Below are 24,120 nucleotides of genomic sequence, written 5' to 3' on the forward strand. Positions count from 1 at the left end.
CGCGCCCGTGTGAGCGACATGCCCTCCATGCACACCCCCACGACGCAGCCCCACGCGCCCGAGCCCCTGGCCCGGCTGCTGCTGCAATGGGGCGTCGCACCGGTGCGCACGGCGCCGGTGGCCGAGCGGCTGGGCGCCGGGCTGGGCTGGGCGGACGCCATCGGCCTGTCGCAAGTGCTGGCCACGCCGCCGGCCACCGGCACCAACCCGGCAGCGCAACGCGAGGCCAAGGACTGGGCCACCGCCGCGCTGGACCGACTGCAGGCCGAGCTGGCCGCCGCCTTCGACGACGCCGAGCTGGCCGCCGATGCCGCCGCGCCCGCGCCGGAGGGCGTGGCGCTGGCCGACCTGCTGGCGCCGTTCCGGCTGCACCACGCCCAGCAGCAGCGCAGCATGGCCGCACGCATCGCCACGCTGCGCGAGCGGCTGCGCCCCCGGCTGACCGAGGCGTCCGGCGCGCTGGCGCGGCTGGCGCAGCTGGACGCCCTCTTCGAGCGCGCGCTGGCCACCCAGGAGCGCGAGCGCCTGGCCGGCCTGGCGGCGCTGCTGACGAAGCGCGCCGAAAGCCACCACGCAGCCGACCCGCGCCGCTGGCGCACCCGCTTCTGGGCCGACCTGCAGCGTGCGCTGCGGGCCGAGCTGGACCTCCGACTGCAACCGGTGCAGGGGCTTGTCGAAGCCCTGCATCACGCTGGACCCCGATGAACCGCTTCCTGAACGCCCTCTACCCCCTCGCCCTGGCCGCCGGCCTCGCAGGCATCGCCGGCGCCGCGCTGGCCGCCGCGCGACACCACCCGGTCGCCCTGGTGATGACGCTGCTGATCGCGGCCTTTTTCGTGGTCGGCGTGTGGGAGCTGACGGCCTTCCGCCGCGCAAGCCGCGAGCTGGAGGCTGCCCTGGAAAGTGACAACTTCGTCGCCCAGCTGCCCGCCACGCTTCGCGCCGCCGTGCAGCAGCGGCTGGACGGCCTGCGTGTGGCCCTGCCCGGCCTGGGGCTGGCGCCCGCGCTGGCCGGCCTGCTGGTGCTGCTGGGCATGCTGGGCACTTTCATCGGCCTCGTCATCACACTGGGCAGCACGGCCAGCGCCCTGGGCGCGTCCGCCGACCTGGCCGCGCTGCGCACGGCGCTGGGCGCGCCGGTGCAGGGTCTGGGTCTGGCCTTCAGCGCCAGCGTGGCCGGCGTGACCGGCTCGGCGATGCTGGGCCTGATGGTGGCGCTGGCGCGCCGTGAGCGCGTCGCCGTCGTCGCGCTGCTGGACACGGCCCTGCTGGGCAAGCTGCGCCCGCTGACCGCCGCGCATCGCCGCGAGCTGGAACAACAGGCCGCCGACGCCGCCGCCGCTGAAGCCGCGAAGCACAACCAGCTCGAACTCGTCGCCCAGCTGCAGCAGTTCGCGCAACAGATGGCCGACCAGCTCGCCGCGCAGAACGCGAAGTTCCATGGCGAGACCAGCAAGTCCTACGAGAAGCTGGCCGCCAGCGTGGACACGACGCTGCGCACCAGCCTGGCCGAGAGCGCCCGCCTGGCCGGCGCAGCCATCCAGCCCGCCGCCGAGGCCGCGATGGCCGGTATCGCCCGCGAGGCCGCGGCGCTGCACGAGCGCGTGGGCACACAGGTGGCCGAGCAGCTCGGCGCGCTGGGCCGCCGCTTCGAGGCCGGCGCCGCGCAGATCGCCCAGCAGGCCGACGCTGCCGCACACGCCCAGCGCGAGGGCCTGGCTGAACAACGCGCCGCCGCGCTGAAGCTGCTGGCCGACACCGGCGCGCTGACGCAGCAGGCCGTCGACCGCCTCGGCGCGCGCTGGGCCGCCGAGGCGCAGGCGCTGCTGGCCGCCGTGACCGATGCCGCCGCGCGCCAGCAGGCCACCCAGGCCGAGGCCGACACGGCCCGCGCCGCGACGCTGCAGGCGCAGGTCGACGCCCTCGCGGAGCAGCGCCACGCCGCCGGCCAGGCGCTGGCCGACGCCGCCGAACGCTTCGCCGCGCAGACGCAAGGCCTGGTCGACCGCCTGGCCGACGCACAGGCCCGCCAGCAGGCCGCCCAGGCCGAGCTGGACGCGCAGCGCCGCGACGAGGCCCGCGCCGAGGCCGACGCACTGGCCCAGCAACGCGCCGCCAACGAGCAGCTGCTGAACGCGCAGCGCGAAGCCGCCCAGCAACTGCTGGCCGACAGCGGCGCCCGTGCGCAGCAGGCGCTGGCCGAGCTGACCACCGGCTTCGCGGCGCAGACGAAAGACCTGCTGGACCGCATCGCCGACACGCAGACCCGCCACGCCGCGATGCAGGCCGAACTGGACGCCGAAGCCCGCGCCCAGGCCCGTGCCGAGGTCGAGGCGCTCAGCGCCCAGCGCGACGCGAACGAGCAGTTGCTCGCCGCCCAGCGCGAGGCCGCGCAACAGCTGCTGGCCGCCAGCGGCCAGCGCGCGCAGGACGCACTGACCGAGCTGACCGCCGGCTTCGCCGCGCAGACGCAGGGCGCCATCGCCGCGCTGGCCGAGGCGCACACGCAGCTGCAGTCGGCCCACGCGCACAACGACGCCGAGCGCCTGGCCGCGTGGCGCGCCGAGCTGCAGTCGGCCGGTGCCGCGCAGCTGGCGCAGCAGCAGGCGCTGGCCGACGCGCTGCTGCAGCACACGCGCGAACTCGTCGCGCAGAACGAGGCCCAGGCCAAGACGACGCTGACCGAGGCCGGCGAGCTGCTGAAGGCCGCCGGCGAGGCGCCGCGCGCGGCCGTGGAGGTCGTCGCCGCGCTGCGCGAGCAGCTGGCACAAAGCCAGGCCCAGGACCGCGCCGCGCTGGCCGAGCGCGCCCAGCTGATGCAGACCGTATCGACGCTGCTGGCCTCGCTGCAGCAGGCCGCCGGCGAACAGCGCGCCGCGCTGGACCGGCTGCTGGGCGGCGCCGGCTCGCAGGTCGACGCGCTGCTGGGCGGTGCGGCGACGCAGGTGAGCGCGCTGCTGGACGGCACGGCCGCGCACGTCAGCACGCTGGCCGCCAACGCCGCGTCGCAGGTCGAGGCGCTGGTGGGCAGCTCGGCCACGCAGCTCGAGGTGCTGGGCCAGCGCTTCACGGAACAGGCCGGCGCGACCGGCCGGGTGCTGGCCGACGCGGCCACCACCATCGCCGCCAGCGCCGCCGAGATGGGCAGCCTGGGCGAGGGCTTCGGCGCCGCGGTAGAGCAGTTCCAGGGCGCCAACGCGCAGCTGGTGCAGCACCTGGCCGCGCTGGAGGAGCGCCTGTCCGCCGCGATGAACCGCAGCGACGAGCAGCTGGGCTACTACGTGGCGCAGGCGCGCGAGGTCATCGACCTGTGCCTGGGCTCACAGAAGCAGGTGCTGGACGCGCTGCAGAACACGGCGGCCACGAATGGATGAGCCGCTGGAGATCGAACAGGAAGGTGTCGGTGCGCCGGCCTGGGCCGCCTTCGGCGACCTGATGGCCGGCGTGCTGGGCGCCTTCGTGCTGGTGCTGGCCGCGGCGCTCGTCGGGCAGCTGGACCTGGCCAACCAGCTCAAGGCCGAGATGGAGCAGCGCCAGGCCGAGCAGGCCCGCCGCGAGGCACTGGAGCGGGCGCTGGCCGGCCCGCTGGCGGATGGCCGCATCACGCTGGTCGAGGGCCGCATCGGCATCAGCGGCGCGGTGCTGTTCGCGGTCGGGTCGGACCAGCTCCACCCGGACGGCCGCGCCCTCATCAAGAGCCTGGCCGTGCCGCTGCGCACCTACCTCGCGCAGCGCGACGAGATCCTGATGGTCAGCGGCTTCACCGATGACCGCGGGCTGACGACGGCGAAGTTCGCCGACAACTGGGAGCTGTCGGCCCAGCGCGCGCTGACCGTCGCCCGCGCGCTGATGGCCGAGGGCCTGCCGCCGGACGCCGTGTTCGCCGCCGCCTTCGGGCCGCAGCAGCCGGTGGCGTCCAACGACGACGCGTCGGGCCGCGCGCTGAACCGCCGCGTCGAGATCGCGCCCACGCCCCGGCCGAAGCGGGCCGTGGCCGCCTCCGCGCCGTGACGATGGATACCGACGCGCTGGCCGACCCGCTGGCCTGGGTGAACGCCCACGCCGAGGGCGACCCGGTGCGCCTTCGCGTGCTGGAGGCGCTGGCGCGCCGCGCAGCCGCACAGCCGCCGGGCGCGTTGCGCGAGCGGCTGGTGGGCAGGCTGGTGCAGCGCGCCGACGCCGCGCCCGTCGCGCTGCCACGGCGTCGCCCCGAAACCCCACCCTGCCCGCTGGCCGGGCTGGTCGCCCAGCTGCAGACCGCCAGCCCCGAGCTGCGCAGCGTCGCCACGCACCGCCGCACATGGAGCGCGCTGCGCGTACAGCGCCGCTTGGCCGAGGTCGCGGCGCCCGTGCCCGAACACCTGGGCCCGCTGAACAGCCAGGTGCTGGTGACGCGCGCGCTGCAGCAGCTGCAGGGCCTCGCGCCGGACTACCTGCAGCGCCTGCTGACGCAGGTCGACACGCTGGCCGCGCTGGCGCCGCTGCAGGTCGCCGCCGACGCCGAGAAGCCGGCCCGCCCGGCTGCAAAAACAGCCGCCAGGAAGGCCTCGCCGCGCAAGCGCTGAGCCGCGTCATCGGCAGGCCGCACTGCGCGGGAAGCTTCATACGCCACCTGAATCAGGCTCAGGACAGCACTTATTGGAACAATGTTCCAAAACAACGAAATTCCGTTTCGTTTGGCGCAATACGAAGTTTTGGATACCCCGACCGTCAATGACCGACGGGCTGGAGCCGCTGTTCAACTCCCCCGCTTTGCCCTTGCCTGTCTCTCCAGGACAACGTTGTCGCGCTGGCGCCCCGCAGCCGGGCTCGCGGCTGCTGTGACTCGACAGCAAAGACTGGAGACAAGGAATGAACGGTAATTCGATGACGCGCCGCCTGTGGCGCGGTTTGGTGGCGCTGGCTCTCGTGGCCGTGGCCGGCACCGCCGCTGCGGCGCCGGGCGTGCGCACGGTGCCCGCGTGCACCAAGGTCAACATCAGCGCCACCATCGAGGTGGCCGCCGGCGAAACCTGGGACGGCGTGGCGAAGTACGGCAAGTGGGTCTGCCTGGTCGGCACGGCGTCCAACATGAAGGGCGACCAGAGCGAGAGCCAGATCCCGATCTTCAAGCTGAACAACGGCTCGACGGTCAAGAACGTCGTCATCGGCGACGGCTCGCTGGGCAGCGGCACCAACCTGGCCGCCGGTGGCGCCGACGGCGTGCACTGCTACGGCGTGTGCAACATCACCAACGTCTACTGGGCCGACGTCGGCGAGGACGGCGCCACGCTGAAGGCGCTCAGCGGTGTCACCGGCAAGCTGACCATCACCGGCGGCGCGGCCTTCAAGGCGGCCGACAAGCTGTTCCAGCACAACGGCAACGGCACCATCGTCATCACCGACTTCTACGCCGACAACATCGGCAAGCTCTACCGCTCGTGCGGCAACTGCTCGACGCAGTACGCCCGCAAGGTGACGGTGTCGGGCGTTCGCCTGGGCACCGTCAACGTGGCCGTGCTGGGCGTGAACAGCAGCTACGACAGCAAGTCGGGCATCGCCGGCAAGTACGACGTCGCGACCATCACTGACCTCGTCTACAGCGGCTCCAAGCCCAAGTGCGAGGGCTATGTCGGCACCGGCTCGGGCAACGAACCGGTAAAAGACACCAGCACCAGCAACGTTGCCCGCTCCTGCATCTTCAAGTGATGAGCACCCGTCCGCTGGCCTGGCTGCTGGCGGCGGCAGGCGGCCTGGCAGCGCTGGCCCTGGCGCTGCCAGGTGCCGAACCGGCCGGCACCGCCGCTGCAGTCAGGGCGGACGGGCCCGTGCCTCCGCGCGCCGTGCTCCGGCGCCCGCTGGCGCTGATCGCGGCGGGGTCAACCGACCTCGCCGCGGCCCCGCCCGCCGGCATCGACACGCCAGCACCCGACGCCGAGGCCACGCTGCCGCAGCTCGAGGCCCTGGCGCGCCGCTGGCCCGACCGCGCCCTGCCGCTGTACGAGCAGTTGCTGGACCGCTGGGCTGCGCAACGCCGGTTCCCGCAGGCCGTGCTGGCGCTGGCACACGCACCGCTGGACGACGACACCCGCGACCGGCTGCGGCAACGACTGCTGACTCGCTGGGCCGAGACCGCCCCGGACCAGGCCGCCCGCTGGGCGCTGAACACGCCAGGCCAGGCCGCACTGCTGGCGCCGCTGCAGGACCGCTGGCTGCAGCAGGACGCGCGCTCGGCCACCGTCTTCGCCAGCACGCTGCCGCCCGGCGAGCAGCGCCAGGCGCTGCTGGACGAGAGCCTGTCGCGCTGGCTGGCGCAGGACGGCCCCGCCGCGCGCGACTGGCTGCGCTCGCAGGGCCCGCGGCCCGAGCTGGACGAGGCCATCGCCCGCCACGCCGGCGCGGACGAGCTGGCCCGCAACGCCCCCTTCGAGGCCATGGACCTGGTGGCCCGCATCGCCACGCCCGAGCGCCGCTGGCAGGCCTGGCAGGCGCTGGTGCAAAGCCTGCACGACATCGACCCCGGCCAGGTGGCTCCGCTGCTGGCCCAGGCCCCCGGCCTGACCCCGGCGGACCGCGCGCGGCTGCTGGGTGAACTCGACTAGGCGCCACGCGCAGAAACGCCGAGACTGCGCGCATGCCACCCGTCCTCTACTTCTCCCGCAACCCCAACCCTCGCCTGGCCGTCGCGGCAGCGCGCCACCTGAACGCGCCGGTGACCTACGAGTTCGCCGCGCCGCTGGCGCCGGGCCAGGACGAGAAGTTCCGGCCGCTGAACCCGTCGCTGCGCGTGCCCATCCTGGTGGAGGACGGCCGCTCGTTGTGGGAGGCCGACGCCATCGCCTGCCGGCTGTCGCAACTCGTCGGCTCGGACTTCTGGCGCACAGGCGCCGAGCTGCCGGACATGATCCGCTGGGTCAGCTGGAGCCGCGACAACTTCATGCACGCCTGCGACATGGTGCATTTCGAACGCGGCACCAAGCAGCGCTACCAACTCGGTGCGCTGGACGAGGCGCTGGTCGCCCGTGGCCTGCATCGCTTCCACGACACGGCCGCCATCCTGAACGACCACCTCGCGAAACAGGACTGGCTGCTGGCCAGCGGCCTCAGCTACGCCGACTTCCGCATGGCCGTCTTCCTGCCCTACAACGACGTGGCGAAGCTGCCGCTCGGCGACTACCCGGCGCTGGCCGCGTGGAACCAGCGGCTGCTGGCGCTGCCGGCCTGGGCCGACCCGTTCGAGGGGCTGGAAGCGCCGGCGCTGCCGCCGATCCCGGGCTGACGCCGCCGCGGCCGCGCGCCCATCACCTGCCGTCATACCCGCCACGGCGCTGGTCATGGCAACGCCGGGTTGACGAGCCCCGGCCGGCCCGCGGTGCGCTGCAACAATCGGCGCTCGGCCACCGCCACCTCACGCATGAAGTTCCTCTCCCGCGTTCTCGCCGTCCCGGCCACCGTCGCCGTCCTGCTGCTCGCCGCCTGCGCCAGCGCGCCGCTTCCGTCTCCCCAGGGGCAGCCGGTCGCGCCGCCCCCCACCGCCACCACGCCCGCGGCCCCCACCGCGCCAGCGCTGGCCATCCGCCCGCCGCGCATCGACCGCAGCTACACCTCGCAGAACCAGGACAGCCGCGCGCTCTACATCGTGCTGCACTACACCGTCATCGACTGGGAGAAGTCGCTGAAGGTGCTGACGACCGGCGGCCAGGTGTCGGCCCACTACCTGGTGCGCGACAACCCGGTGGCCAGCTACGCCCTCGTCGACGAGAACCGTCGCGCCTGGCACGCGGGCGCCAGCTTCTGGGCCGGCAACACCAACCTGAACTCGGCGTCCATCGGCATCGAGATCGTCAACCCGGGCTTCACCGACACGCCGGCCGGCCGCGTCTATGCGCCGTTCCCGCAGGCCCAGATCGACGAGGTCATCGCCCTCGTGCGCGACATCCAGAAGCGCCACGCCGTGCGGCCCGAACGCATCATCGGCCACGCCGACATCGCCCCCGGCCGCAAGCAGGACCCGGGCCCGATGTTCCCGTGGAAGCAGCTGGCCGACGCCGGCCTCATCCCCTGGCCCGACGGCCCGCTGGTGGCCTTGAAGACGCTGGAGAACGAGGTCGCGCCGCACGACGTCGCGTGGCTGCAGGAGCGCCTCGCGCGCATCGGCTACAACGTGTCGCACTCCGGCCAGATGGATGCGATGACCAAGGACGTCATCTCCACCTTCCAGATGAAGTACCGCCCCAGCGACATCTCCGGCACGCCCGACGCCGAGACGGCCGCGCTGATCGAGGTGGCGTCCACGCCCAGCGCGATGCACGTCGCCGGCGCAGGCGACACCGAGACGCGGCCGTACACCTCGCGCTGGTAAGCCGCCGAATGCTGGCCTTCCTGCTCAAACGCCTGGCCACGCTGGTGCCGACGCTGATCGGCATCACGCTGGTCGCGTTCGGGCTGATCCGCCTGGTGCCGGGCGACCCCATCGAGGTCATGATGGGCGAGCGCCGGCTGGACCCGGAGACCCACGCCGCCCTCGTCAAGCGCATGGGGCTGGACCAGCCGCTGCCGGTGCAGTACGCGGACTACGTCACCAAGCTGCTGCACGGCGACCTGGGCCAGAGCCTCGTCAGCCGCGAGCCGGTCAGCCATGAATTCGCGTCGCTGTTCCCGGCGACCGTGGAGCTGGCCGGCGCCGCGCTGGTGTTCGCGGTGGGCCTCGGGCTGCTGCTGGGCGTCAGCGCAGGGCTGAAGCGCGGCTCGCTGCTGGACCAGGGTGTCATGGGCGTGGCGACCATCGGCTATTCGATGCCGGTGTTCTGGTGGGGGCTGATCCTCATCATGTTCTTCTCCGTGCAGCTGGGCTGGACGCCGGTGTCGGGCCGCATCGGCATCGAGTTCGACCCCGAACGCGTGACCGGCTTCATGCTCATCGACGCGGCGCTGTCGGACGAGGAAGGCGCGTTCAGGTCGGCACTGATGCACCTCGTGCTGCCGGCACTGGTGCTGGGCACCAGCACGCTGGCGGTGGTGGCGCGCATGACGCGCTCGTCCATGCTCGAAGTGCTGCGTGAAGACTATGTGCGCACGGCCCGCGCCAAGGGCCTGTCGCCGGCCCGCGTGGTCATCGTGCACGCGCTGCGCAACGCGCTGATCCCGGTGCTGACTGTGGTGGGCTTGCAGACCGGCAGCCTGCTCGCCGGCGCCGTGCTGACCGAGACCATCTTCTCGTGGCCCGGCATCGGCAAATGGCTGATCGACTCCATCGGCCGGCGCGACTACCCCGTCGTGCAGGCCGGCATCCTGATCTCGGCGCTGACGTTCATAGGCGTGAATCTGGTCGTGGATGTGCTGTACGGGGTCGTGAATCCGCGCATCCGGGGAGGTGGGCATTGAGGATGGCCACGTGATTGCACATTTCAAAACCTGGTCGGATTTGTGGGTGGGCAGCGGACTCGGGTTGCTCCTCGTGCCTTGCGTTCTCATCGCCTTCGGCTGGCAGGAAATCTCTGAACTCGAAAACCTCGACGCCACCCAAGGCAGTCGCTTCTCGGCGGTCGTGTCACGACAAGGAAAGACCTTTGTCTTCGATACGGCAGGAAAGAGCCGTATCAGCTGCTTCGCCGATCACTGCGGGTATCCCGACGCAAATCTCGACATCGGCGTCCCCAGGAACTACGTGATGGCGGGTGGGTGGCTACTCAGCGTGGAGCGCGACGGCACATTCATCGACGTGCGCAGCACTACGTTGCACCGGAAGCGCGGCTCGCTCCGCTTCGGCGCAATGCTCGCTGCACTATCGCTGCCCTGCTTCGTGCTCGCATACGTGATGCGAGGCAGCCCGCTACCGGCCAGGCTGCAGTCGAAGGCAAAGATATCCAAGCCATGACCGCTGTCGCCACGCCCGTCGATCCCCCCGGCCCCCTGCGCGAGTTCTGGCTTGGCTTCACCACCAACCGCGGCGCCTTCGTCGCGCTGATCGTCTTCGCTCTGATCGCCGTCGCTTCGCTGTCGGCGCCGCTGATCGCGCCGCACGACCCCATCGAGCAGTACCGCGACTTCATGCTGGTGCCGCCCGCGTGGATGGACGGCGGCAGCGCGCGCTTCCTGCTGGGCACCGACGAGCTGGGGCGCGACATGCTGAGCCGGCTGCTGTACGGCGGCCGCGTGTCGCTGGGCATCGGCTTCGCCTCCGTGCTGATGTCGCTGCTGCCCGGCGTGCTGCTGGGCCTGCTCGCAGCGTTCTTCGAGCGCTGGCTGTCACCGGCCATCATGCGCGTGATGGACATCGTGCTGGCGCTGCCGTCGCTGCTGCTGGCTATCTGCGTCATCACCATCCTGGGCCCCGGCCTCGTCAACACCGTCATCGCCATCGCCATCGGCGCGCTGCCTGGCTATGTGCGGCTGACGCGCGCGGCAGCGCTGGGCGAGATCGGGCGCGACTACGTGACGGCCAGCCGCGTGGCCGGCGCCGGCGTGTGGCGATTGATGTTCGTCACCGTGCTGCCCAACTGCCTGGCGCCGCTGATCGTCAACGCCACGCTGAGCTTTTCATCGGCGATTCTGGAGACGGCGGGGCTCGGATTTTTGGGCCTGGGCGTGCAGGCGCCGACGCCGGAGTGGGGCACGATGCTGTCGTCCGCACGGGACTACATCGCGCGGGCCTCGTGGGTGGTCACGCTGCCGGGGCTGACCATCCTCGTCACCGTGCTGGCGATCAACCTGATGGGGGATGGGTTGCGGGACGCGCTCGATCCGAAGTTGAAGAAGGTGGCGTGATGGATGGCTCGCCTCTTCGTTGCTTCGGCTTGCTGGCCAGGCCCGTGCCGGGAGTTCGCCCCGGCGGGCGACCTACTTTCTTGTGCGGACAAGAAAGTAGGCAAAGAAACCGCCCCTGCAAAACCGGCCCTGCGGGCTCCCCTGCGATGCTCGCAAGCCCAGGCCCGCGCAGAACTCCCTGCGTTCGCTACGCTCACTCCGGTCAGACAGCTGCGCGGAGTCAGCACTTGAAGCGCGCTGCGCGCGCGCCTGGGCTTGCTGCGCGTCTCGGCGGTTTTAAAGGGGAAGCCCCGAAACAGCCGAACAGCCAACGGCCAAACCCGAAAGCCGGCGGGCGCCGGCTGTTCATTCACCCCCCTTTTAGCGCCGCCGAGGAGCACAGCGGCTTGCAACCGCGCGCGCAGCGCGCCTCCAGCTCTGACTCCGCGCGGCTGTTTGAGCGCAGCGTAGCGAAGCGAGTTCCGCGCGCGGTTGCAAGCCGCGAGCACCGCAGGGTAGCCCGCTGCGAAGCAAAGGGCCGGCGCGGTCAGGGGCGACTTTTTGCCTTCTTTTTGGTCGCTCAAAAAGAAGGTCGCCCGCCGGGGCGAACTCCCGGCATGGCCCTCGCCACAAACACAAAGCAGCGATGAGCCTCCTGACCATCCGCAACCTCAAAGTCCAGTTCGGCACCTTCCCCGCCGTCGACGGCGTCGACCTCACCCTCGACCCCGGCGAGCTGCTGGGCATCGTCGGCGAGTCGGGCTCGGGCAAGTCGGTCGGCATGCTGGCCGTCATGGGCCTGATCGACGCCCCCGGCGTCGTGACCGCCGATGCGCTGGAGTTCAACGGCCGCGATCTGCTCAAGCTCACCCCCCGCGAGCGCCGCCAACTGATCGGCCGCGACGTGGCCATGGTGTTCCAGGACGCGCTGACCAGCCTCAACCCCAGCTACACCGTCGGCGCGCAGATCGCCGAGGTGTTGAAGGCCCATCTGGGCCTGAGCGGCAAAGCCGCGAAGCAGCGCGTCGTCGAGCTGCTGGAGCAGGTCGAGATCCCCGACGCCGCCAACCGCGCCAACGCCTACCCGCACCAGCTCTCGGGCGGCATGAACCAGCGCGTGATGATCGCGATGGCCATCGCCTGCAACCCCAAGCTGCTGATCGCCGACGAGCCGACGACGGCGCTGGACGTGACCATCCAGGCCCAGATCATGGCGCTGCTGCTGAGGCTGCAGCGCGAGCAGGGCATGGGGCTGATCATGATCACGCACGACCTCGCCGTCGTCGCCGAGATGGCCCAGCGCGTGGCCGTCATGTACGCCGGCCAGATCGTCGAGACCGGCCCGGTCCCCGCGCTGTTCGACGCGCCGCGCCATCCGTACACGAACGCGCTGCTGGCGGCGATCCCCGAGCACAACAAGGGTGCGACGCGCCTGTCCGCGCTCCCCGGCATCGTGCCCGGCGCGCTGGACCGGCCGGCGGGCTGCCTGCTGTCGCCCCGCTGCCCGCACGTGCAGCCGCGCTGCGTGGCCGAGCGGCCGGCGCTGAAGCAAGGCGTGCGCTGCTTCTTCCCGGTCGAGGGGGCAGCGCATGTCTAAGGATGGCAGCCCCCACGCATCGCCTGCGGCGACGCTGCCCCCCGAGGGGGCGTCGCCGGCTTGGGACGGCCCGGCGCTCGGCTTGCTCCTGCAAGCCGACGACCTGACCAAGCACTACGCCGTCAGCCGCGGCCTGTTCAAACCCAAGGCAACCGTGAAAGCGCTCAACGGCGTGAGCTTCACGCTGGCACCGAAGAAGACGCTGGCCGTCGTCGGCGAATCCGGCTGCGGCAAGAGCACGCTGGCGCGGCAACTGACGCTGATCGAACCGCCCACGCGCGGCTCGCTGAAGATCCGCGGCGTCGACGCGTCGAGCGCCGACGTGAAGGCGCTGCGCCGCGATGTGCAGATGGTGTTCCAGAACCCGTTCGCGTCGCTGAACCCGCGCAAGACCATCGCCACGACGCTGGCCGAGCCGCTCCTCATCAACACGCCGCTGAGCGCCGCCGAGCGCCGCGAACGCGTCGACGCGCTGGCGACCAAGGTGGGCCTGCGGCCCGAGCACCTGCGGCGCTACCCGCACATGTTCTCGGGCGGCCAGCGCCAGCGCATCGCCATCGCGCGGGCCATGATCCTGAATCCGGGCATCGTCGTCGCGGACGAGCCGGTATCGGCGCTGGACGTCTCCATCCAGGCCCAGATCCTGAACCTCTTCATGGACCTGCAGGACGAGTTCGGCACGGGCTATGTGTTCATCTCGCACAACCTGTCGGTCGTGGAGCACGTGGCCGACGAGGTCATGGTGATGTATCTCGGCGCGGCAGTGGAGGTGGGCGACAAGCGCACGCTGTTCGCGTCACCGCTGCACCCCTACACGCGCGCCCTGATGAGCGCCACGCCGGCGCTGAAGAAGGCGGACCGCCGCGAACGCATCGTCATCCACGGCGAACTGCCCAGCCCGCTGAACCCGCCGACGGGCTGCGCCTTCCACAAGCGCTGCCCGCTGGCGATGCCGCGCTGCGCGCAAGAAGCGCCGCTGCTGCGCGACGTGGATGGCAGACGCGTCGCCTGCCACACGGTCTGATTTAAATCGAGGACTGGCGCCGGGCCGCCCCAAGCCGGCCCGCAGGCGATGTGCAAGCGGCTCAATGCCGCTTGCATCGCCGCCCCCTAGGGGAACCGACTGGGCTCGCCGCGTTCAGCAGGCGAGACCAGGCGAGGGGCTGACATGTCAGCGGTCACGCTTCTTCGAGACCTCGTTGCCGACCACGCCGCCGGCTGCCGCGCCCAGGGCGGCGCCGGCGGTCGTGCCGGTCACGGCGCCACCGATGACGGCACCGGCCGTGGCGCCGACGACAGTGCTGGCTTCACGGTGCGACATGCCCGCGCAGGCGGTCAGGGCCAGCGTGGCGGCAGCAGCCACCGCGATCACGGCCACACGCCAGTAGGTGGCGCCGGATTCGGGACGGAGAAACGTGGTGTTCATGATCAGCTCCTTGTTCAGGGTCTTGTCACGACTCCACTTTGGGCGCCCGCGATCCGGCCCGGGACCGGCCGGCGAGCCGGCGCCCTGTCGGACGGCATCCCGCGCCGGCCTCAGTAAAAAAGCCACCCGGAGGTGGCTTTCGGTGTCGCGTCAGCGGCGCTTCACTTGGGTGCCGAGGCAGCCGCGTCGGCCGTGCACTTCTTGATGTGGGCCGTGGCCGCCGCGCCGTGCAGCTTCTTGTCGGCAGCGGATTTCTCGCAGGCCGCGTTGGCGGGCGCAGCAGCGGGCGCCGATGCTGCCGCGCCACCGGACAGGCATTCCTTCATGAAGGCCTTGCGCTCGTCGCCCTTCTTGCCGTTGGTCTTGGCTTCGGCATTGCAGGCTTTCATCTTGTCCTGCTGGGGCGTGGCCTGGGCACCGAACGCGACGGCGGCACAGGCGAGCAGGAGGGCAAATCGTTTCATCGGGTGACTCCTTCCAGAGAAGTGGTGGGGGCTCGTGGATTCAAGCATGAGGCCGGGGGGCTGCCAAGCCGTTCGAGCCCGGTGTGTCGTGCAGCATCACAGGATGCGCCGCGGATGCGCCAGCGCCTCGTGCGCGGCATGCAGGCGGCGCACCAGCACGCGGATGAAGGCGCGGTCGAAGCGGTGCTGGCATTCGGGGCTCAGCAAGCCCAGCGATTCGGGCTCGAAGCAGATCGTCGTGCACTCCTGCGTCACCTTGATGTCGGTGCTGTGGCGGCGCAGGTCGGGGTTGGGCGCGAGGTAGGCCATCTCGCCGACGGATGTGCCTTGGCCCAGTGTCGCGACCAACCGGTTGTCGCGCCACACCTGCACCTCGCCGCGCGCGATGATGTGGAAGCTGCTGCCCTCCTGGCCGCGCTTGAAGAGCGCGTGGCCGACCGGGTAGCGCCGCCAGCGCGCGCGCCGCACGACCTCCCACAGCTGCACGTCGCCGAACTCGGAGAAGAACTCCAGCGCCCGCAGCATGTTGAAGCGCTCCGAGTCACGCACCTCGCCCAGCCGGTTCATCGGGATCTGCTGGCCGGACACCAGGCCGGACAGCGCCTGCGCGAAGCCGTCCCAGTCGGCAAAGCGTTCTTGCGGCGCCTTGGCGAGCGCGCGCTGCACGACGGCATCCAGCGCCTCCGTGACGCCTTCGCGCTGGCCCATCAACGGCAGCGGCACCTGGTGGTAGATCTGATGCATCAGCGCCATCTGATGCGGCGCGTCGAACGGCGGGCGGCCACCGATGAGGTGGTACAGCACGGCGCCCAGCGCGTAGATATCGGCGCGGCAGTCCACGTCGCCGCCGTCGATCTGCTCGGGCGGCATGTAGGCCAGCGAGCCGACGCGGTGGATCTGCGTGGAGTCGGCGTTCAGGTTCAGCGCCGAGCCGAAGTCGCTGACCTTCACGTCGACGACCTGGCCGGAGGCGTCTAGCACGGCCAGCAGATTGGCCGGCTTCACGTCGCGGTGGATCAAGCCCTGGCGGTAGACGTAGCCCAGCGCCATCGCGCACTTGAACGCCACTTCGACGATCTGGTCCAGCGGCAGCAGCCGGTCGCTGCGGCAGAAGTGCTTGAGCGTGACGCCCGGCACGTACTCCATGACGAGGTAGGGCGAGGATTCCTCGGCCACCGCGTCCAGGATGGCGACGACGTTGGGATGGTGCAGCTGCCCGGCCAGCGCGGCCTCGGCGCTGAAGAAGCGGTTGCTGAAGTCGCTGGCCGGCGCATCCGGCACGGGCGCCCAGCTGCGCATGCGCTTGATGGCCACCTCCTTGCCGTCGCTGAACGGGTCACGCGCCAGGAACACGTCACTGGTCGCACCCTCGCCCAGGCGCCTGAGCACCTGGTAGCGGCCGATGTGGGAAGGCAGGTCGTCTGCAGGGACACTCACGCGGGGCATGATACGGGCCGCCCACGGAGGTGCATCCCCCTTGTTCTCCCACATCTTTGTCGCCACAAACGACTTCGAGCGCGCCCTCGCCTTCTACCGCCCGCTGCTGGCCGGCCTCGGCGTGACGGAACGTTTCTGCGACCCCGCCCGCCCCTGGGCCGGCTGGCAGAGCACGCCGGGCCCGCGCCCGCTGCTGTTGCTGGGCGCGCCGTTCGAGGGTCGGCACGAGCCCGGCAACGGCCAGATGGTGGCGCTGCTGGCCGCCTCGCGCGCCCAGGTCGACACCGCCCACGCGACGGCGCTGGCCCGGGGTGGCCGCTGCGACGGCCCGCCCGGGCTGCGCCCGCAGTACCACGCCCACTACTACGGCGCCTACTTTCGCGACCCCGACGGCAACAAGCTCTGCGTGGCCTGCCATGATCCCGATCCGGCGACAGCCGGCTGAGTCGGCGCGTCCGGCGGCCCGTGCGTTCAAGGTCGGCCTCCTAGAATCCTGTCCATGATCCAAGCCAAGCAGGCGCTGCTCGCCGCACTCGCCGACTCTCTGCAAGAAATCGCCCCCGGCTCCAACGCCGTCGCGGCCTTTGAATCCCCCAAGCAGGCCGCCCATGGCGACTTCGCCTGCACCGTGGCCATGCAGCTGGCCAAGCCGCTCAAGGCCAACCCGCGCGAACTGGCCACGCGCCTGATCGCGTCGCTCGAAGCCCGGCCCGCCTTCCAGACCTGGGTGCAGGCGCTGGAGATCGCCGGCCCCGGCTTCATCAACATCCGCCTCAAGCCCGCCGCCAAGCAGGCCGTCGTCGCCGAGGTGCTGGCCGCCGGCCCCCGGTTCGGCCACCGCGCACCGACCGGCAAGCACGTCATGGTGGAGTTCGTCTCCGCCAACCCGACCGGCCCGCTGCACGTGGGCCACGCCCGCCAGGCCGCATTGGGCGACGCGATCTGCTCCGTCTTCGCGAGCCAGGGCCACGACGTGACCCGCGAGTTCTATTACAACGACGCCGGCGTGCAGATCGCCACGCTGGCCAACTCGACGCAGATGCGGCTCAAGGGCGTCAAGCCCGGCGACGCCGACTGGCCCGAGGCCGCCTACAACGGCGACTACATCCAGGACATCGCCGACGCCTTCCTGCGCAAGGAGACCGTCAAGGCTGATGACCGCGAGTTCACCGCCTCCGGCGACGTGAACGACCTCGACGGCATCCGCCAGTTCGCCGTGGCCTACCTGCGCCACGAGCAGGACCTGGACCTGCAGGCCTTCGGCCTCAAGTTCGACAACTACTTCCTCGAGACCAGCGTCTACAAGGGCGGCCAGCTGGAGGCGGCGGTGCAACGCATCATCGACGCCGGCAAGACCTTCGAGGAAGGCGGCGCGCTGTGGTTCAAGTCCACCGACTACGGGGACGACAAGGACCGCGTGATGCGCAAGTCCGACGGCGGCTACACCTACTTCGTGCCCGACGTGGCCTACCACGTCAACAAGTTCGAGCGCGGCTACACGCAGTGCATCAACATCCAGGGCACCGACCACCACGGCACCATCGCCCGCGTTCGCGGCGGCCTGCAGGCGCAGGGCCTGGGCATCCCGCAGGGCTTCCCGGACTACGTGCTGAACAAGATGGTCACCGTCATGAAGGACGGCGCGGAGGTCAAGATCTCCAAGCGCGCCGGCTCCTACGTGACGCTGCGCGACCTGATCGACTGGACCAGCCGCGACGCGGTGCGCTTCTTCCTCATCAGCCGCAAGGCCGACACCGAGTTCGTCTTCGACGTCGACCTCGCGCTGAAGCAGAACGACGAGAACCCGGTGTTCTACGTGCAGTACGCGCACGCACGCATCTGCTCCGTCATCCGCAAGTGGGGCGGTGACCCATCCGCACCGGCCGACCTGAGCCTGCTGACCGCGCCAACCGAAGAGGCGCTGATGCTCAAGCTCGCGGCCTACCCCGACATGCTCACAGGCGCCGCCGCCGGCATCGCGCCGCACGACGTGGCCTTCTACGCCCGCGACCTGGCCGGCGCCTACCACGCCTACTACGCCGCCGAGCGCGTGCTGGACCAGGCGCCCGAGCTGACCCGCGCCCGCGTGGCGCTGCTGTCTGCCACCCGCCAGGTGCTGGCCAACGCGCTGGGCATGCTGGGTGTCAGCGCGCCCGAGCAGATGAGCCGCGATATCGCTGAAACCACCCCGGAGACCGAATGAGTTCTGCATCCAAGCCCGCCGGCCAGAAAAGCCAGAAGGGCGGCTTCGTACTGGGCCTGATCGTGGGCCTGCTGGTCGGCCTGGCCGTCGCCCTCGGCGTGGCGCTCTACATCACCAAGGTGCCCATCCCCTTCGTGAACAAGGTGCCGCAGCGCACGGCGGAGCAGGACGCCGCCGAGGCCGAGCGCAACAAGAACTGGGACCCGAACGCGCCGCTGGCCGGCAAGGCCGCGCGCAGCGCCAGCGGCGTCGTCAACGCGCCGGTGACGCCAACCGCACCGCCGCCGGCCACGACGGCAAGCGCCCCCGTGGCCACCGCCAGCGCCCCGGCTGTGCTGCCGCCCGTGGCGACCGCGCAGCCCAAGCCCGTGGCCACCAAGCCCGAGGCCACGACTGCAGCGGCGCCCGCCTCGGCCCCGGCCGGAGCCGAGGCCTACGTCTACTTCGTGCAGGCCGGCGCCTTCGCCCGCCCCGAGGAGGCCGAGGCCCAGAAGGCCAAGCTGGCCATCCAGGGCTTCACGGCCAAGGTCATGGAGCGCGAGCAGAACGGCCGCACCGTCTACCGCGTGCGCCTGGGCCCCAACGACACCCGCGAGGCCGCCGAAGACCTGCAGCGCAAGATCGAGGGCGCCGGGTTCGAGGCCAACCTCGTCCGCGTGCAACGCTGAACTCCTGAAGGACCATTGAAGTCATGAAGCGCCGAGATTTCTCCGCCCTGCTCGCCACCACGCCCCTCGCGGGCGTCGCGGGCAGCGCCCTCGCCCAGGGCGGCCCGATCGAGGGCCGCCAGTACGTCGTGCTGGGGCAGCCGCTGCCCACGCCAGCCGGCAAGATCGAAGTCGTCGAGTTCTTCTGGTACGGCTGCCCGCACTGCTACGTCTTCGAGCCGCTGGTCGAGAACTGGGCCCGCCAGCTGCCGGCCGACGTGACCTTCCACAAGGTGCACGTGGCCTTCCGTGCCAACTGGAAGCCGCACCAGCGCATGTTCTATGCGCTGGAGGCCCTGGGCAAGGAGGCCCAGGCCCGCCCCGCCATCTTCAACGCCATCCACCAGCAGGGCCAGGACCTGGAAGACGCCAAGAGCCAGGCCAAGCTGCTGGCCTCCCTCGGCGTGGACGCCGGCAAGTACATGGACGCCTACAACTCCTTTGGCGTGCAGACCAAGGTGGCCCAGGCCGACAAGCTGGTGGAAGCCGCCCGCCTGGAAGGCGTGCCGACGCTGGCCATTGGCGGCCGCTTCCTCACCTCGCCCAGCCAGGCCGGCATGGGCCAGCGCGCCACCGAGCAGGAGCTGGGCCAGCGCGCGCTGCAGATTGCCGATTTCCTCATCCAGCGCATTCGCGCCAAGGCCTGACCATGAAGCGTCGTGACGCCACCCTCACCCTGGCTGCGGCCGGGCTTGCCTCCACCACGCCGGCCGCCTGGGCCCAGGGCGGGCCCGTCGAGGGCCGACACTACCAGCGCCTGGCCCAGCCGCTGCCCGGCGCGCCGGGCAAGGTCGAGGTCATCGAGTTCTTCTTCTACAAGTGCCCGCACTGCTTCGCGTTCGACCCGCTGCTGGGCGACTGGCTGCACCGGCTGCCGCCCGACGTGACGTTCCGCCGCATCCCGGTGGGCCAGCAGGCCATGCTCAAGCTGCACGCGCGCATGTTCTACGCGCTGGAGGCCATGGGCGCCCTGACGCCCACCGTGCACGCCGGCATCTTCAACGCCTTCCACCGCATGGGCATCGACGCGACGGATGAAGCCGGCGTCGTGGATCTCGTTGGCAAGCTGGGTGTGGACCAGGCCAAGTTCAAGCAGGCCTTCTCGTCCTTCGGCGTGCAGGGCAAGCTGGCCCAGGGCCAGAAGATGGCCGAACTTGCCGGCGCAGACAGCGTGCCGACGCTGGTCATTGGCGGCCGCTACCGCACCGGTCCCGGCCTGGCCGGCGAGCCCAGCCAGAGCGAAGCCGCCAACGGACAGGCGGCGCTGGCCGTCGCGGATTTCCTGATCAAGTTGTCGCGAGGGAAAGGCTGAGCGCGGTTGCAGGCCCCTAGAATGGCCTGCAACTTCCGTGCCGCCATGCCCCGCCACCTGATCCCGCTCGTCCTCGCGATCGCCACCTTCGCCGCCCAGGCGGAGAAGGCCGACCGACTCAAGCCGTTCACGCTGTCGTCGGACAAGCCGGGCCAGATTGACAACGTCAACCAGCGCACCGAGCTGCAGGGCAACGTCGTCATCACGCGCGGCAGCCTGATGCTGCGCGCCGAGAAGGTCTACGTGCGCGAGACGCCGGACGGCTACTACCAGCTGTCCGCCAGCGGGGTCGCCGGCCAGCCGGTCAGCTTCCGCCAGGGGCGCGACACGCCCGGCGAGTCCATCGAGGGCCAGGCCGAGCAGCTGGAATACGACACCCGCACGGAGACCGTGCGCTTCATCGGCAACGCCGAGGTGCGCCGCGCCCGTGGCACCGCCGTGGCGGAGCAGGTTTCGGGCGCCGTCATCGTCTACGACAGCCGCACCGAGGTCTTCACGCTGGAGGGCGGCAGCGCCTCGCCCAACCCGAACGGCCGCACCCGCATCGTCATGATGCCGCGCGCGCAGCCGGGCGACGACGCTGCGTCCGCGCCGCCTGCGGCCCTGCCGCTGAAGCCGTCGACGACGCTGCAGCCGGGCAAGTCTTCGTGATGGACGAGGCGTCCACCCGTTCGCCGGCCGGTTCGGCCGCCTGCGGCAGCCGGCTCGAAGCCGAGGGCCTGGCCAAGACCTACGGCGTCCGCAAGGTCGTCAAGGACGTGCACGTGCGCGTGGACTGCGGTGAGGTCGTGGGCCTGCTGGGCCCCAACGGCGCCGGCAAGACGACCAGCTTCTACATGATCGTGGGCCTGGTGCGCTCGGACGCCGGCGTCATCCGCATCGACGGCGCCGAAGTGCAGCGCCTGCCCATCCACCAGCGCGCACGGCTGGGCCTGAGCTACCTGCCGCAGGAAGCCTCCATCTTCCGCAAACTCACCGTCGAGCAGAACATCCGCGCGGTGCTGGAGCTGCAGCAGGACGACAAGGGCCGCGCGCTCGGCAAGGCGCGCATCGACGAGCTGCTCAACGGCCTGCTGCACGACCTGTCCATCGAAGGCCTGCGCGACAGCCCCGCGCCCGCGCTGTCGGGCGGCGAGCGCCGCCGCGTCGAGATCGCCCGGGCGCTGGCCACGCAGCCGCGCTTCATCCTGCTGGACGAGCCCTTCGCCGGCGTCGACCCGATCGCCGTGCTGGAGATCCAGCGCATCATCGGCTTCCTGAAGGGCCGCGGCATCGGGGTGCTGATCACGGACCACAACGTCCGCGAGACGCTGGGCATCTGCGACCGCGCCTACATCATCAGCGAGGGCGCCGTGCTCGCGGAGGGCACGCCCGACGAGATCGTGGCCAACGCCGACGTGCGCAAGGTCTACCTCGGCGAAAACTTCAGGATGTAGAGGATGGTGAGCCCCTCGCCCATCCTCGCGTCGCTGAATGCGAGCGAGTCCGGTCGGTCCCCCGAGGGGACGGCGATGCTTGCGGCATCGAGCCGCAAGCACATCGCCAGCGCGGGCCGGCTTGGGAGCGGCCCGGCGCTCGGCCCGAATGCGCCACACGCAGGCTGCGCACCATGAAGCAGACCCTCCAGGTACGCCTCAGTCAGCACCTGGCGCTGACGCCCCAACTGCAGCAATCCATCCGCCTGCTGCAGCTGTCGACGCTGGAGCTGCACCAGGAAGTCGAGCAGATGCTGGCCACGAACCCGCTGCTGGACACCGAGGAGGAGTTCACCGTCAGTGCCCCCGAGCTGGCCACCAACGCACCGGCAGAGAGCGGCACCGAGGCCTCGGCCGGCGAGTCCGAGGGCGGCGACGCGCCCGAGCTGAGCGCCGAGGACTTCGGCGGCACCGAGCGCGAGGACTGGGAGAACGGCACCGAGCGCGACGACTTCGACGGCATCCGCGAGCTGCCCAGCAGCAGCGGCGCCGGCATGGGCGACGACGATGGCGAGCGCGAGAGCCAGGAATCCGCCGAGACGACGCTGGCCGAGCACCTGGCCCAGCAGCTGGCCGGCAAGAGCCTGTCGCCCGAGGACCGTGCCGCCGTGCAGGTGCTGATCGAGTCGCTGAACGAGGACGGCTACCTCGAAGACCCCATCGAGGACATCGCCGCCGCGCTGGCGCCCGATGACGATGAGGATCGCGAGGAACTGCTGGACCACCTGCGCATCGCTCTGCGGCTGCTGCAGAGCCTGGACCCGGCCGGCATCGCCGCGCGCGACCTGTCCGAATGCCTGGTGCTGCAACTGCGCACCCAGCCCAGGAGCCCGGCGCAGGTCATCGCCATCCTGATCTGCAAGAGTCATCTGGAGCTGCTGGCCCGGCGCGACATGCGCCGCCTGATGAGCGAGACCGGCGCCGACGAGGCACTGCTGCGCGAAGCGCAGGTCATGATCACGCAGCTGGAGCCCAAGCCCGGCCGCCGCTTCGCGCAAGGCGCCGCCGCGGCCATCGTGCCCGACGTCATCGTGCGCAAGGTGGGCCGCGAGTTCCGCGTGATGCTCAACCCCGAGGTGGCGCCCAAGCTGCGCATCAACGAGCTCTACGCCAACGCACTGCGCGCCACGCGCGGCGGCATCAGCAACTCGCCGCTGGGCGGGCAGCTGCAGGAGGCGCGCTGGTTCATCAAGAACATCCAGCAGCGCTTCGACACCATCCTGCGCGTCAGCCAGGCCATCGTCGAGCGCCAGCGCGGCTTCTTCACGCACGGCGAACTGGCGATGAAGCCGCTCGTGCTGCGCGAGATCGCCGACGAGCTGGGCCTGCACGAGTCCACCATCTCGCGCGTGACGACGGCCAAGTACATGGCGACGAGCTGGGGCACGTTCGAGCTGAAGTACTTCTTCGGCTCGGGCCTGAGCACGGAAGCCGGCGGCGAGGCGTCCAGCACGGCCGTGCGCGCGCTGATCAAGCAGTTCGTCGCCGCGGAGGACACCAAGAAGCCGCTGTCCGACAGCGCCCTCGCGGCCATGCTCGAGGAGCAGGGCATCCAGTGCGCGCGGCGCACGGTGGCCAAGTACCGCGAAGGCATGAAGATCGCGCCGGCGAATTTGCGCAAGGCGCTGTAGCGCGCCCCTCGCCCAGTCGCGTGCCGCTGAACGCCGGCAGGCCTGACCGGGACCACTCCGCGGCGGCGCCGCAGAGCTTCGGCAGGCTCAGGCCGTCCACTGGACGCTCTGTGTCCGGCCTCAGCCCCCGAGGGGACGGCGATGCCTACGGCATCGAGCCGCAAGCACGTCGCCAGAGGGGTCGGCTTGTGAGCGGCCCGGCGCTCAGCCCGAAATACGACGTTCAGTCGCCCGGATGGCGGCTCAATCCTTCGACTTCCCCGTCTCCGGTGCCAGCGGCTCGAACACGAAGCGCATGCCGCGCGTGTAGCTTTCCGCCTTGGTGCCCGCATGCCGCTCGCCGTCGATGACGCGGGTTTGATACACCAGTTCCGGGTGCTTCAGCGTCGGCAGCAGCGCCTGGTAGCGCTGGATGCCGGCGAAGAAAGCGGGCCATTCGTTCTCGGCGCCGGTCACATACAGCCGCGCCTTGATGGGCTTGCCCGTCGCGGCATAGGCCTTGGCCTGGCCGATGATCCAGTCGTTGCCGACGACCACCGCCGGGCTGGCCGCGATGTAGCCCTTGAACAGATCGGGCCTGGCGTACATCGCATACAGCGTGAACAGCCCGCCCAGTGAGCTGCCGGCCAGGTAGCGCTGCGCCGGGTCGCCGCGGTACTCGCGCTCCACCAGCGGGAAGATGTCCTTCTCCAGCGAGGCGAGGAACTTGTCGGCGTTGCCGCTGCTGTCGCTCAGCGGGTTGTCGCGCACAGGAGACAGTTCCCAGTTGCGCAGCTCGCCGTAGTCGAGGTTATCGCCGGCATAGCCCAGGCCCACGGTGATGAACTCCGGCACGACCTTGTCGTAGTTCAGGTTGTTGTACGAACTGACGACGGTCGGGAAGTCCCAGTAGCCGTCGGTCACGTAGAGCACCGGGTAGCGGCGCCCGGGCTCCTTGGCGAACGAGGCCGGCAGGTGGATGTGCAGCTGATAGGTGCGGCCATTGGCGTTCTTCGGCAGCGCGCGCAGCAAGGTGTTCGGGATGCTGTGCGGCGGGTAGGCCGGTGCCGGGTCGGCAGCCTGCGCCTGCAGCGCGCCGAACACGAGGGCCAGGGTCAGGACGAGTCGCTTCATGGCAGGGTTGAGCCGTGGATAACGCTATCC

General features: G+C 70.8%; 25 protein-coding genes. 21 read left to right on the forward strand and 4 right to left on the reverse strand.

What is annotated here, in order from left to right; all coding sequences use genetic code 11:
* Nucleotides 1-27: 27 nt before the first annotated feature.
* From ACG04R_RS07795 to ACG04R_RS07855, 13 genes are all read left to right on the forward strand, one after another.
* Nucleotides 28-705: a DUF3348 family protein gene (locus ACG04R_RS07795; RefSeq protein WP_394407756.1), complete on the forward strand. Its 678-nt coding sequence runs from the start codon at nucleotides 28-30 to the stop codon at nucleotides 703-705.
* Nucleotides 702-3,374: a coiled-coil domain-containing protein gene (locus tag ACG04R_RS07800; protein ID WP_394407758.1), complete on the forward strand. Its 2,673-nt coding sequence runs from the start codon at nucleotides 702-704 to the stop codon at nucleotides 3,372-3,374. The genes ACG04R_RS07795 and ACG04R_RS07800 overlap by 4 nt, the downstream gene beginning before the upstream one ends.
* Nucleotides 3,367-4,011, forward strand: a complete 645-nt coding sequence (locus ACG04R_RS07805) for an OmpA family protein (protein WP_394407759.1) — start codon at nucleotides 3,367-3,369, stop codon at nucleotides 4,009-4,011. Before ACG04R_RS07800 ends, ACG04R_RS07805 begins: the two co-directional genes overlap by 8 nt.
* 2 nt (nucleotides 4,012-4,013) lie before the next feature.
* Nucleotides 4,014-4,565: a DUF2894 domain-containing protein gene (locus ACG04R_RS07810; protein WP_394408297.1), complete on the forward strand. Its 552-nt coding sequence runs from the start codon at nucleotides 4,014-4,016 to the stop codon at nucleotides 4,563-4,565.
* Between the two features lie 286 nt (nucleotides 4,566-4,851).
* On the forward strand, nucleotides 4,852-5,688 hold the full coding sequence (locus ACG04R_RS07815) for a pectate lyase (RefSeq protein WP_394407761.1): 837 nt from the start codon (nucleotides 4,852-4,854) through the stop codon (nucleotides 5,686-5,688).
* The gene (locus ACG04R_RS07820; RefSeq protein ID WP_394407763.1) at nucleotides 5,688-6,581 is read left to right on the forward strand and encodes a hypothetical protein; all 894 of its coding nucleotides are present in this window, start codon (nucleotides 5,688-5,690) and stop codon (nucleotides 6,579-6,581) included. The genes ACG04R_RS07815 and ACG04R_RS07820 overlap by 1 nt, the downstream gene beginning before the upstream one ends.
* A gap of 32 nt (nucleotides 6,582-6,613) precedes the next feature.
* The gene (locus ACG04R_RS07825; protein ID WP_394407764.1) at nucleotides 6,614-7,258 is read left to right on the forward strand and encodes a glutathione S-transferase family protein; all 645 of its coding nucleotides are present in this window, start codon (nucleotides 6,614-6,616) and stop codon (nucleotides 7,256-7,258) included.
* A 135-nt stretch (nucleotides 7,259-7,393) separates the two neighbouring features.
* On the forward strand, nucleotides 7,394-8,341 hold the full coding sequence (locus ACG04R_RS07830) for an N-acetylmuramoyl-L-alanine amidase (protein WP_394407766.1): 948 nt from the start codon (nucleotides 7,394-7,396) through the stop codon (nucleotides 8,339-8,341).
* Nucleotides 8,342-8,349: 8 nt separating this feature from the next.
* Nucleotides 8,350-9,363 carry an ABC transporter permease gene (locus ACG04R_RS07835; protein ID WP_394407768.1) on the forward strand — a complete coding sequence of 338 codons (1,014 nt, stop codon included), beginning with the start codon at nucleotides 8,350-8,352 and terminating at the stop codon, nucleotides 9,361-9,363.
* 10 nt (nucleotides 9,364-9,373) lie between these two features.
* A complete protein-coding gene (locus ACG04R_RS07840; protein ID WP_394407770.1) occupies nucleotides 9,374-9,856 on the forward strand; it encodes a hypothetical protein in 483 nt (160 codons plus the stop codon).
* On the forward strand, nucleotides 9,853-10,746 hold the full coding sequence (locus ACG04R_RS07845; protein ID WP_394407772.1) for an ABC transporter permease subunit: 894 nt from the start codon (nucleotides 9,853-9,855) through the stop codon (nucleotides 10,744-10,746). Before ACG04R_RS07840 ends, ACG04R_RS07845 begins: the two co-directional genes overlap by 4 nt.
* Before the next feature lie 625 nt (nucleotides 10,747-11,371).
* A complete protein-coding gene (locus tag ACG04R_RS07850; RefSeq protein ID WP_394407774.1) occupies nucleotides 11,372-12,322 on the forward strand; it encodes an ABC transporter ATP-binding protein in 951 nt (316 codons plus the stop codon).
* A gap of 82 nt (nucleotides 12,323-12,404) precedes the next feature.
* Nucleotides 12,405-13,346 carry a peptide ABC transporter ATP-binding protein gene (locus tag ACG04R_RS07855; protein ID WP_394407776.1) on the forward strand — a complete coding sequence of 314 codons (942 nt, stop codon included), beginning with the start codon at nucleotides 12,405-12,407 and terminating at the stop codon, nucleotides 13,344-13,346.
* Between the two features lie 147 nt (nucleotides 13,347-13,493).
* On the opposite strand, the gene ACG04R_RS07860 is transcribed toward ACG04R_RS07855, so the two are convergent.
* The 3 genes from ACG04R_RS07860 to ACG04R_RS07870 all read right to left on the reverse strand — a co-directional run bounded on the left by ACG04R_RS07860 (nucleotide 13,494) and on the right by ACG04R_RS07870 (nucleotide 15,658).
* Nucleotides 13,494-13,748, reverse strand: coding sequence for a glycine zipper domain-containing protein (locus ACG04R_RS07860; protein ID WP_394407778.1), 255 nt, complete (start codon nucleotides 13,746-13,748; stop codon nucleotides 13,494-13,496).
* A gap of 161 nt (nucleotides 13,749-13,909) precedes the next feature.
* Nucleotides 13,910-14,212 carry a PsiF family protein gene (locus ACG04R_RS07865; RefSeq protein WP_394407780.1) on the reverse strand — a complete coding sequence of 101 codons (303 nt, stop codon included), beginning with the start codon at nucleotides 14,210-14,212 and terminating at the stop codon, nucleotides 13,910-13,912.
* A 96-nt stretch (nucleotides 14,213-14,308) separates the two neighbouring features.
* The gene (locus ACG04R_RS07870) at nucleotides 14,309-15,658 is read right to left on the reverse strand and encodes a serine/threonine-protein kinase (RefSeq protein WP_394407782.1); all 1,350 of its coding nucleotides are present in this window, start codon (nucleotides 15,656-15,658) and stop codon (nucleotides 14,309-14,311) included.
* Nucleotides 15,659-15,689: 31 nt separating this feature from the next.
* Here ACG04R_RS07870 and ACG04R_RS07875 point away from each other — a divergent pair, with 31 nt between their 5' ends.
* The 8 genes from ACG04R_RS07875 to ACG04R_RS07910 all read left to right on the forward strand — a co-directional run bounded on the left by ACG04R_RS07875 (nucleotide 15,690) and on the right by ACG04R_RS07910 (nucleotide 22,977).
* Nucleotides 15,690-16,094: a VOC family protein gene (locus ACG04R_RS07875; RefSeq protein WP_394407784.1), complete on the forward strand. Its 405-nt coding sequence runs from the start codon at nucleotides 15,690-15,692 to the stop codon at nucleotides 16,092-16,094.
* Nucleotides 16,095-16,148: 54 nt separating this feature from the next.
* Complete coding sequence (gene argS, locus ACG04R_RS07880; RefSeq protein WP_394407786.1) at nucleotides 16,149-17,852, forward strand: arginine--tRNA ligase; 1,704 nt, start codon at nucleotides 16,149-16,151, stop codon at nucleotides 17,850-17,852.
* Nucleotides 17,849-18,520: an SPOR domain-containing protein gene (locus tag ACG04R_RS07885; protein ID WP_394407788.1), complete on the forward strand. Its 672-nt coding sequence runs from the start codon at nucleotides 17,849-17,851 to the stop codon at nucleotides 18,518-18,520. The genes argS and ACG04R_RS07885 overlap by 4 nt, the downstream gene beginning before the upstream one ends.
* A 23-nt stretch (nucleotides 18,521-18,543) precedes the next feature.
* Nucleotides 18,544-19,206 carry a thiol:disulfide interchange protein DsbA/DsbL gene (locus tag ACG04R_RS07890; protein WP_394407790.1) on the forward strand — a complete coding sequence of 221 codons (663 nt, stop codon included), beginning with the start codon at nucleotides 18,544-18,546 and terminating at the stop codon, nucleotides 19,204-19,206.
* 2 nt (nucleotides 19,207-19,208) lie between these two features.
* Nucleotides 19,209-19,871, forward strand: coding sequence for a thiol:disulfide interchange protein DsbA/DsbL (locus ACG04R_RS07895; RefSeq protein WP_394407792.1), 663 nt, complete (start codon nucleotides 19,209-19,211; stop codon nucleotides 19,869-19,871).
* 45 nt (nucleotides 19,872-19,916) lie between these two features.
* Nucleotides 19,917-20,522, forward strand: a complete 606-nt coding sequence (gene lptA, locus ACG04R_RS07900) for a lipopolysaccharide transport periplasmic protein LptA (protein ID WP_394407794.1) — start codon at nucleotides 19,917-19,919, stop codon at nucleotides 20,520-20,522.
* Nucleotides 20,522-21,307, forward strand: a complete 786-nt coding sequence (lptB, locus tag ACG04R_RS07905) for an LPS export ABC transporter ATP-binding protein (protein ID WP_394407796.1) — start codon at nucleotides 20,522-20,524, stop codon at nucleotides 21,305-21,307. Before lptA ends, lptB begins: the two co-directional genes overlap by 1 nt.
* A gap of 173 nt (nucleotides 21,308-21,480) precedes the next feature.
* Nucleotides 21,481-22,977, forward strand: a complete 1,497-nt coding sequence (locus ACG04R_RS07910; protein ID WP_394407798.1) for an RNA polymerase factor sigma-54 — start codon at nucleotides 21,481-21,483, stop codon at nucleotides 22,975-22,977.
* Nucleotides 22,978-23,220: 243 nt separating this feature from the next.
* Here the strand turns inward: ACG04R_RS07910 and ACG04R_RS07915 are convergent, their stop codons facing one another.
* Nucleotides 23,221-24,090: an alpha/beta hydrolase gene (locus ACG04R_RS07915; protein ID WP_394407800.1), complete on the reverse strand. Its 870-nt coding sequence runs from the start codon at nucleotides 24,088-24,090 to the stop codon at nucleotides 23,221-23,223.
* Nucleotides 24,091-24,120 lie beyond the last annotated feature (30 nt).

It is taken from the genome of Pelomonas candidula, assembly GCF_043555985.1.
Lineage (GTDB): Bacteria > Pseudomonadota > Gammaproteobacteria > Burkholderiales > Burkholderiaceae_C > Pelomonas > Pelomonas candidula.

Excerpts from the sequence above, each read along its gene's own strand:
- ACG04R_RS07885 (WP_394407788.1), top strand. The coding sequence starts at position 17,849 with ATGAGTTCTGCATCCAAGCCCGCCGGCCAGAAAAGCCAGAAGGGCGGC.
- ACG04R_RS07870 (WP_394407782.1), bottom strand. The coding sequence starts at position 15,658 with ATGCCCCGCGTGAGTGTCCCTGCAGACGACCTGCCTTCCCACATCGGC.
- ACG04R_RS07825 (WP_394407764.1), top strand. The coding sequence starts at position 6,614 with ATGCCACCCGTCCTCTACTTCTCCCGCAACCCCAACCCTCGCCTGGCC.
- ACG04R_RS07865 (WP_394407780.1), bottom strand. The coding sequence starts at position 14,212 with ATGAAACGATTTGCCCTCCTGCTCGCCTGTGCCGCCGTCGCGTTCGGT.
- ACG04R_RS07835 (WP_394407768.1), top strand. The coding sequence starts at position 8,350 with ATGCTGGCCTTCCTGCTCAAACGCCTGGCCACGCTGGTGCCGACGCTG.
- ACG04R_RS07910 (WP_394407798.1), top strand. The coding sequence starts at position 21,481 with ATGAAGCAGACCCTCCAGGTACGCCTCAGTCAGCACCTGGCGCTGACG.
- ACG04R_RS07820 (WP_394407763.1), top strand. The coding sequence starts at position 5,688 with ATGAGCACCCGTCCGCTGGCCTGGCTGCTGGCGGCGGCAGGCGGCCTG.
- ACG04R_RS07850 (WP_394407774.1), top strand. The coding sequence starts at position 11,372 with ATGAGCCTCCTGACCATCCGCAACCTCAAAGTCCAGTTCGGCACCTTC.
- ACG04R_RS07800 (WP_394407758.1), top strand. The coding sequence starts at position 702 with ATGAACCGCTTCCTGAACGCCCTCTACCCCCTCGCCCTGGCCGCCGGC.
- ACG04R_RS07845 (WP_394407772.1), top strand. The coding sequence starts at position 9,853 with ATGACCGCTGTCGCCACGCCCGTCGATCCCCCCGGCCCCCTGCGCGAG.
- lptB (WP_394407796.1), top strand. The coding sequence starts at position 20,522 with ATGGACGAGGCGTCCACCCGTTCGCCGGCCGGTTCGGCCGCCTGCGGC.
- ACG04R_RS07810 (WP_394408297.1), top strand. The coding sequence starts at position 4,014 with ATGGATACCGACGCGCTGGCCGACCCGCTGGCCTGGGTGAACGCCCAC.
- ACG04R_RS07895 (WP_394407792.1), top strand. The coding sequence starts at position 19,209 with ATGAAGCGTCGTGACGCCACCCTCACCCTGGCTGCGGCCGGGCTTGCC.
- ACG04R_RS07860 (WP_394407778.1), bottom strand. The coding sequence starts at position 13,748 with ATGAACACCACGTTTCTCCGTCCCGAATCCGGCGCCACCTACTGGCGT.
- ACG04R_RS07915 (WP_394407800.1), bottom strand. The coding sequence starts at position 24,090 with ATGAAGCGACTCGTCCTGACCCTGGCCCTCGTGTTCGGCGCGCTGCAG.
- lptA (WP_394407794.1), top strand. The coding sequence starts at position 19,917 with ATGCCCCGCCACCTGATCCCGCTCGTCCTCGCGATCGCCACCTTCGCC.
- ACG04R_RS07830 (WP_394407766.1), top strand. The coding sequence starts at position 7,394 with ATGAAGTTCCTCTCCCGCGTTCTCGCCGTCCCGGCCACCGTCGCCGTC.
- ACG04R_RS07795 (WP_394407756.1), top strand. The coding sequence starts at position 28 with ATGCACACCCCCACGACGCAGCCCCACGCGCCCGAGCCCCTGGCCCGG.
- ACG04R_RS07805 (WP_394407759.1), top strand. The coding sequence starts at position 3,367 with ATGGATGAGCCGCTGGAGATCGAACAGGAAGGTGTCGGTGCGCCGGCC.
- ACG04R_RS07815 (WP_394407761.1), top strand. The coding sequence starts at position 4,852 with ATGAACGGTAATTCGATGACGCGCCGCCTGTGGCGCGGTTTGGTGGCG.
- argS (WP_394407786.1), top strand. The coding sequence starts at position 16,149 with ATGATCCAAGCCAAGCAGGCGCTGCTCGCCGCACTCGCCGACTCTCTG.
- ACG04R_RS07890 (WP_394407790.1), top strand. The coding sequence starts at position 18,544 with ATGAAGCGCCGAGATTTCTCCGCCCTGCTCGCCACCACGCCCCTCGCG.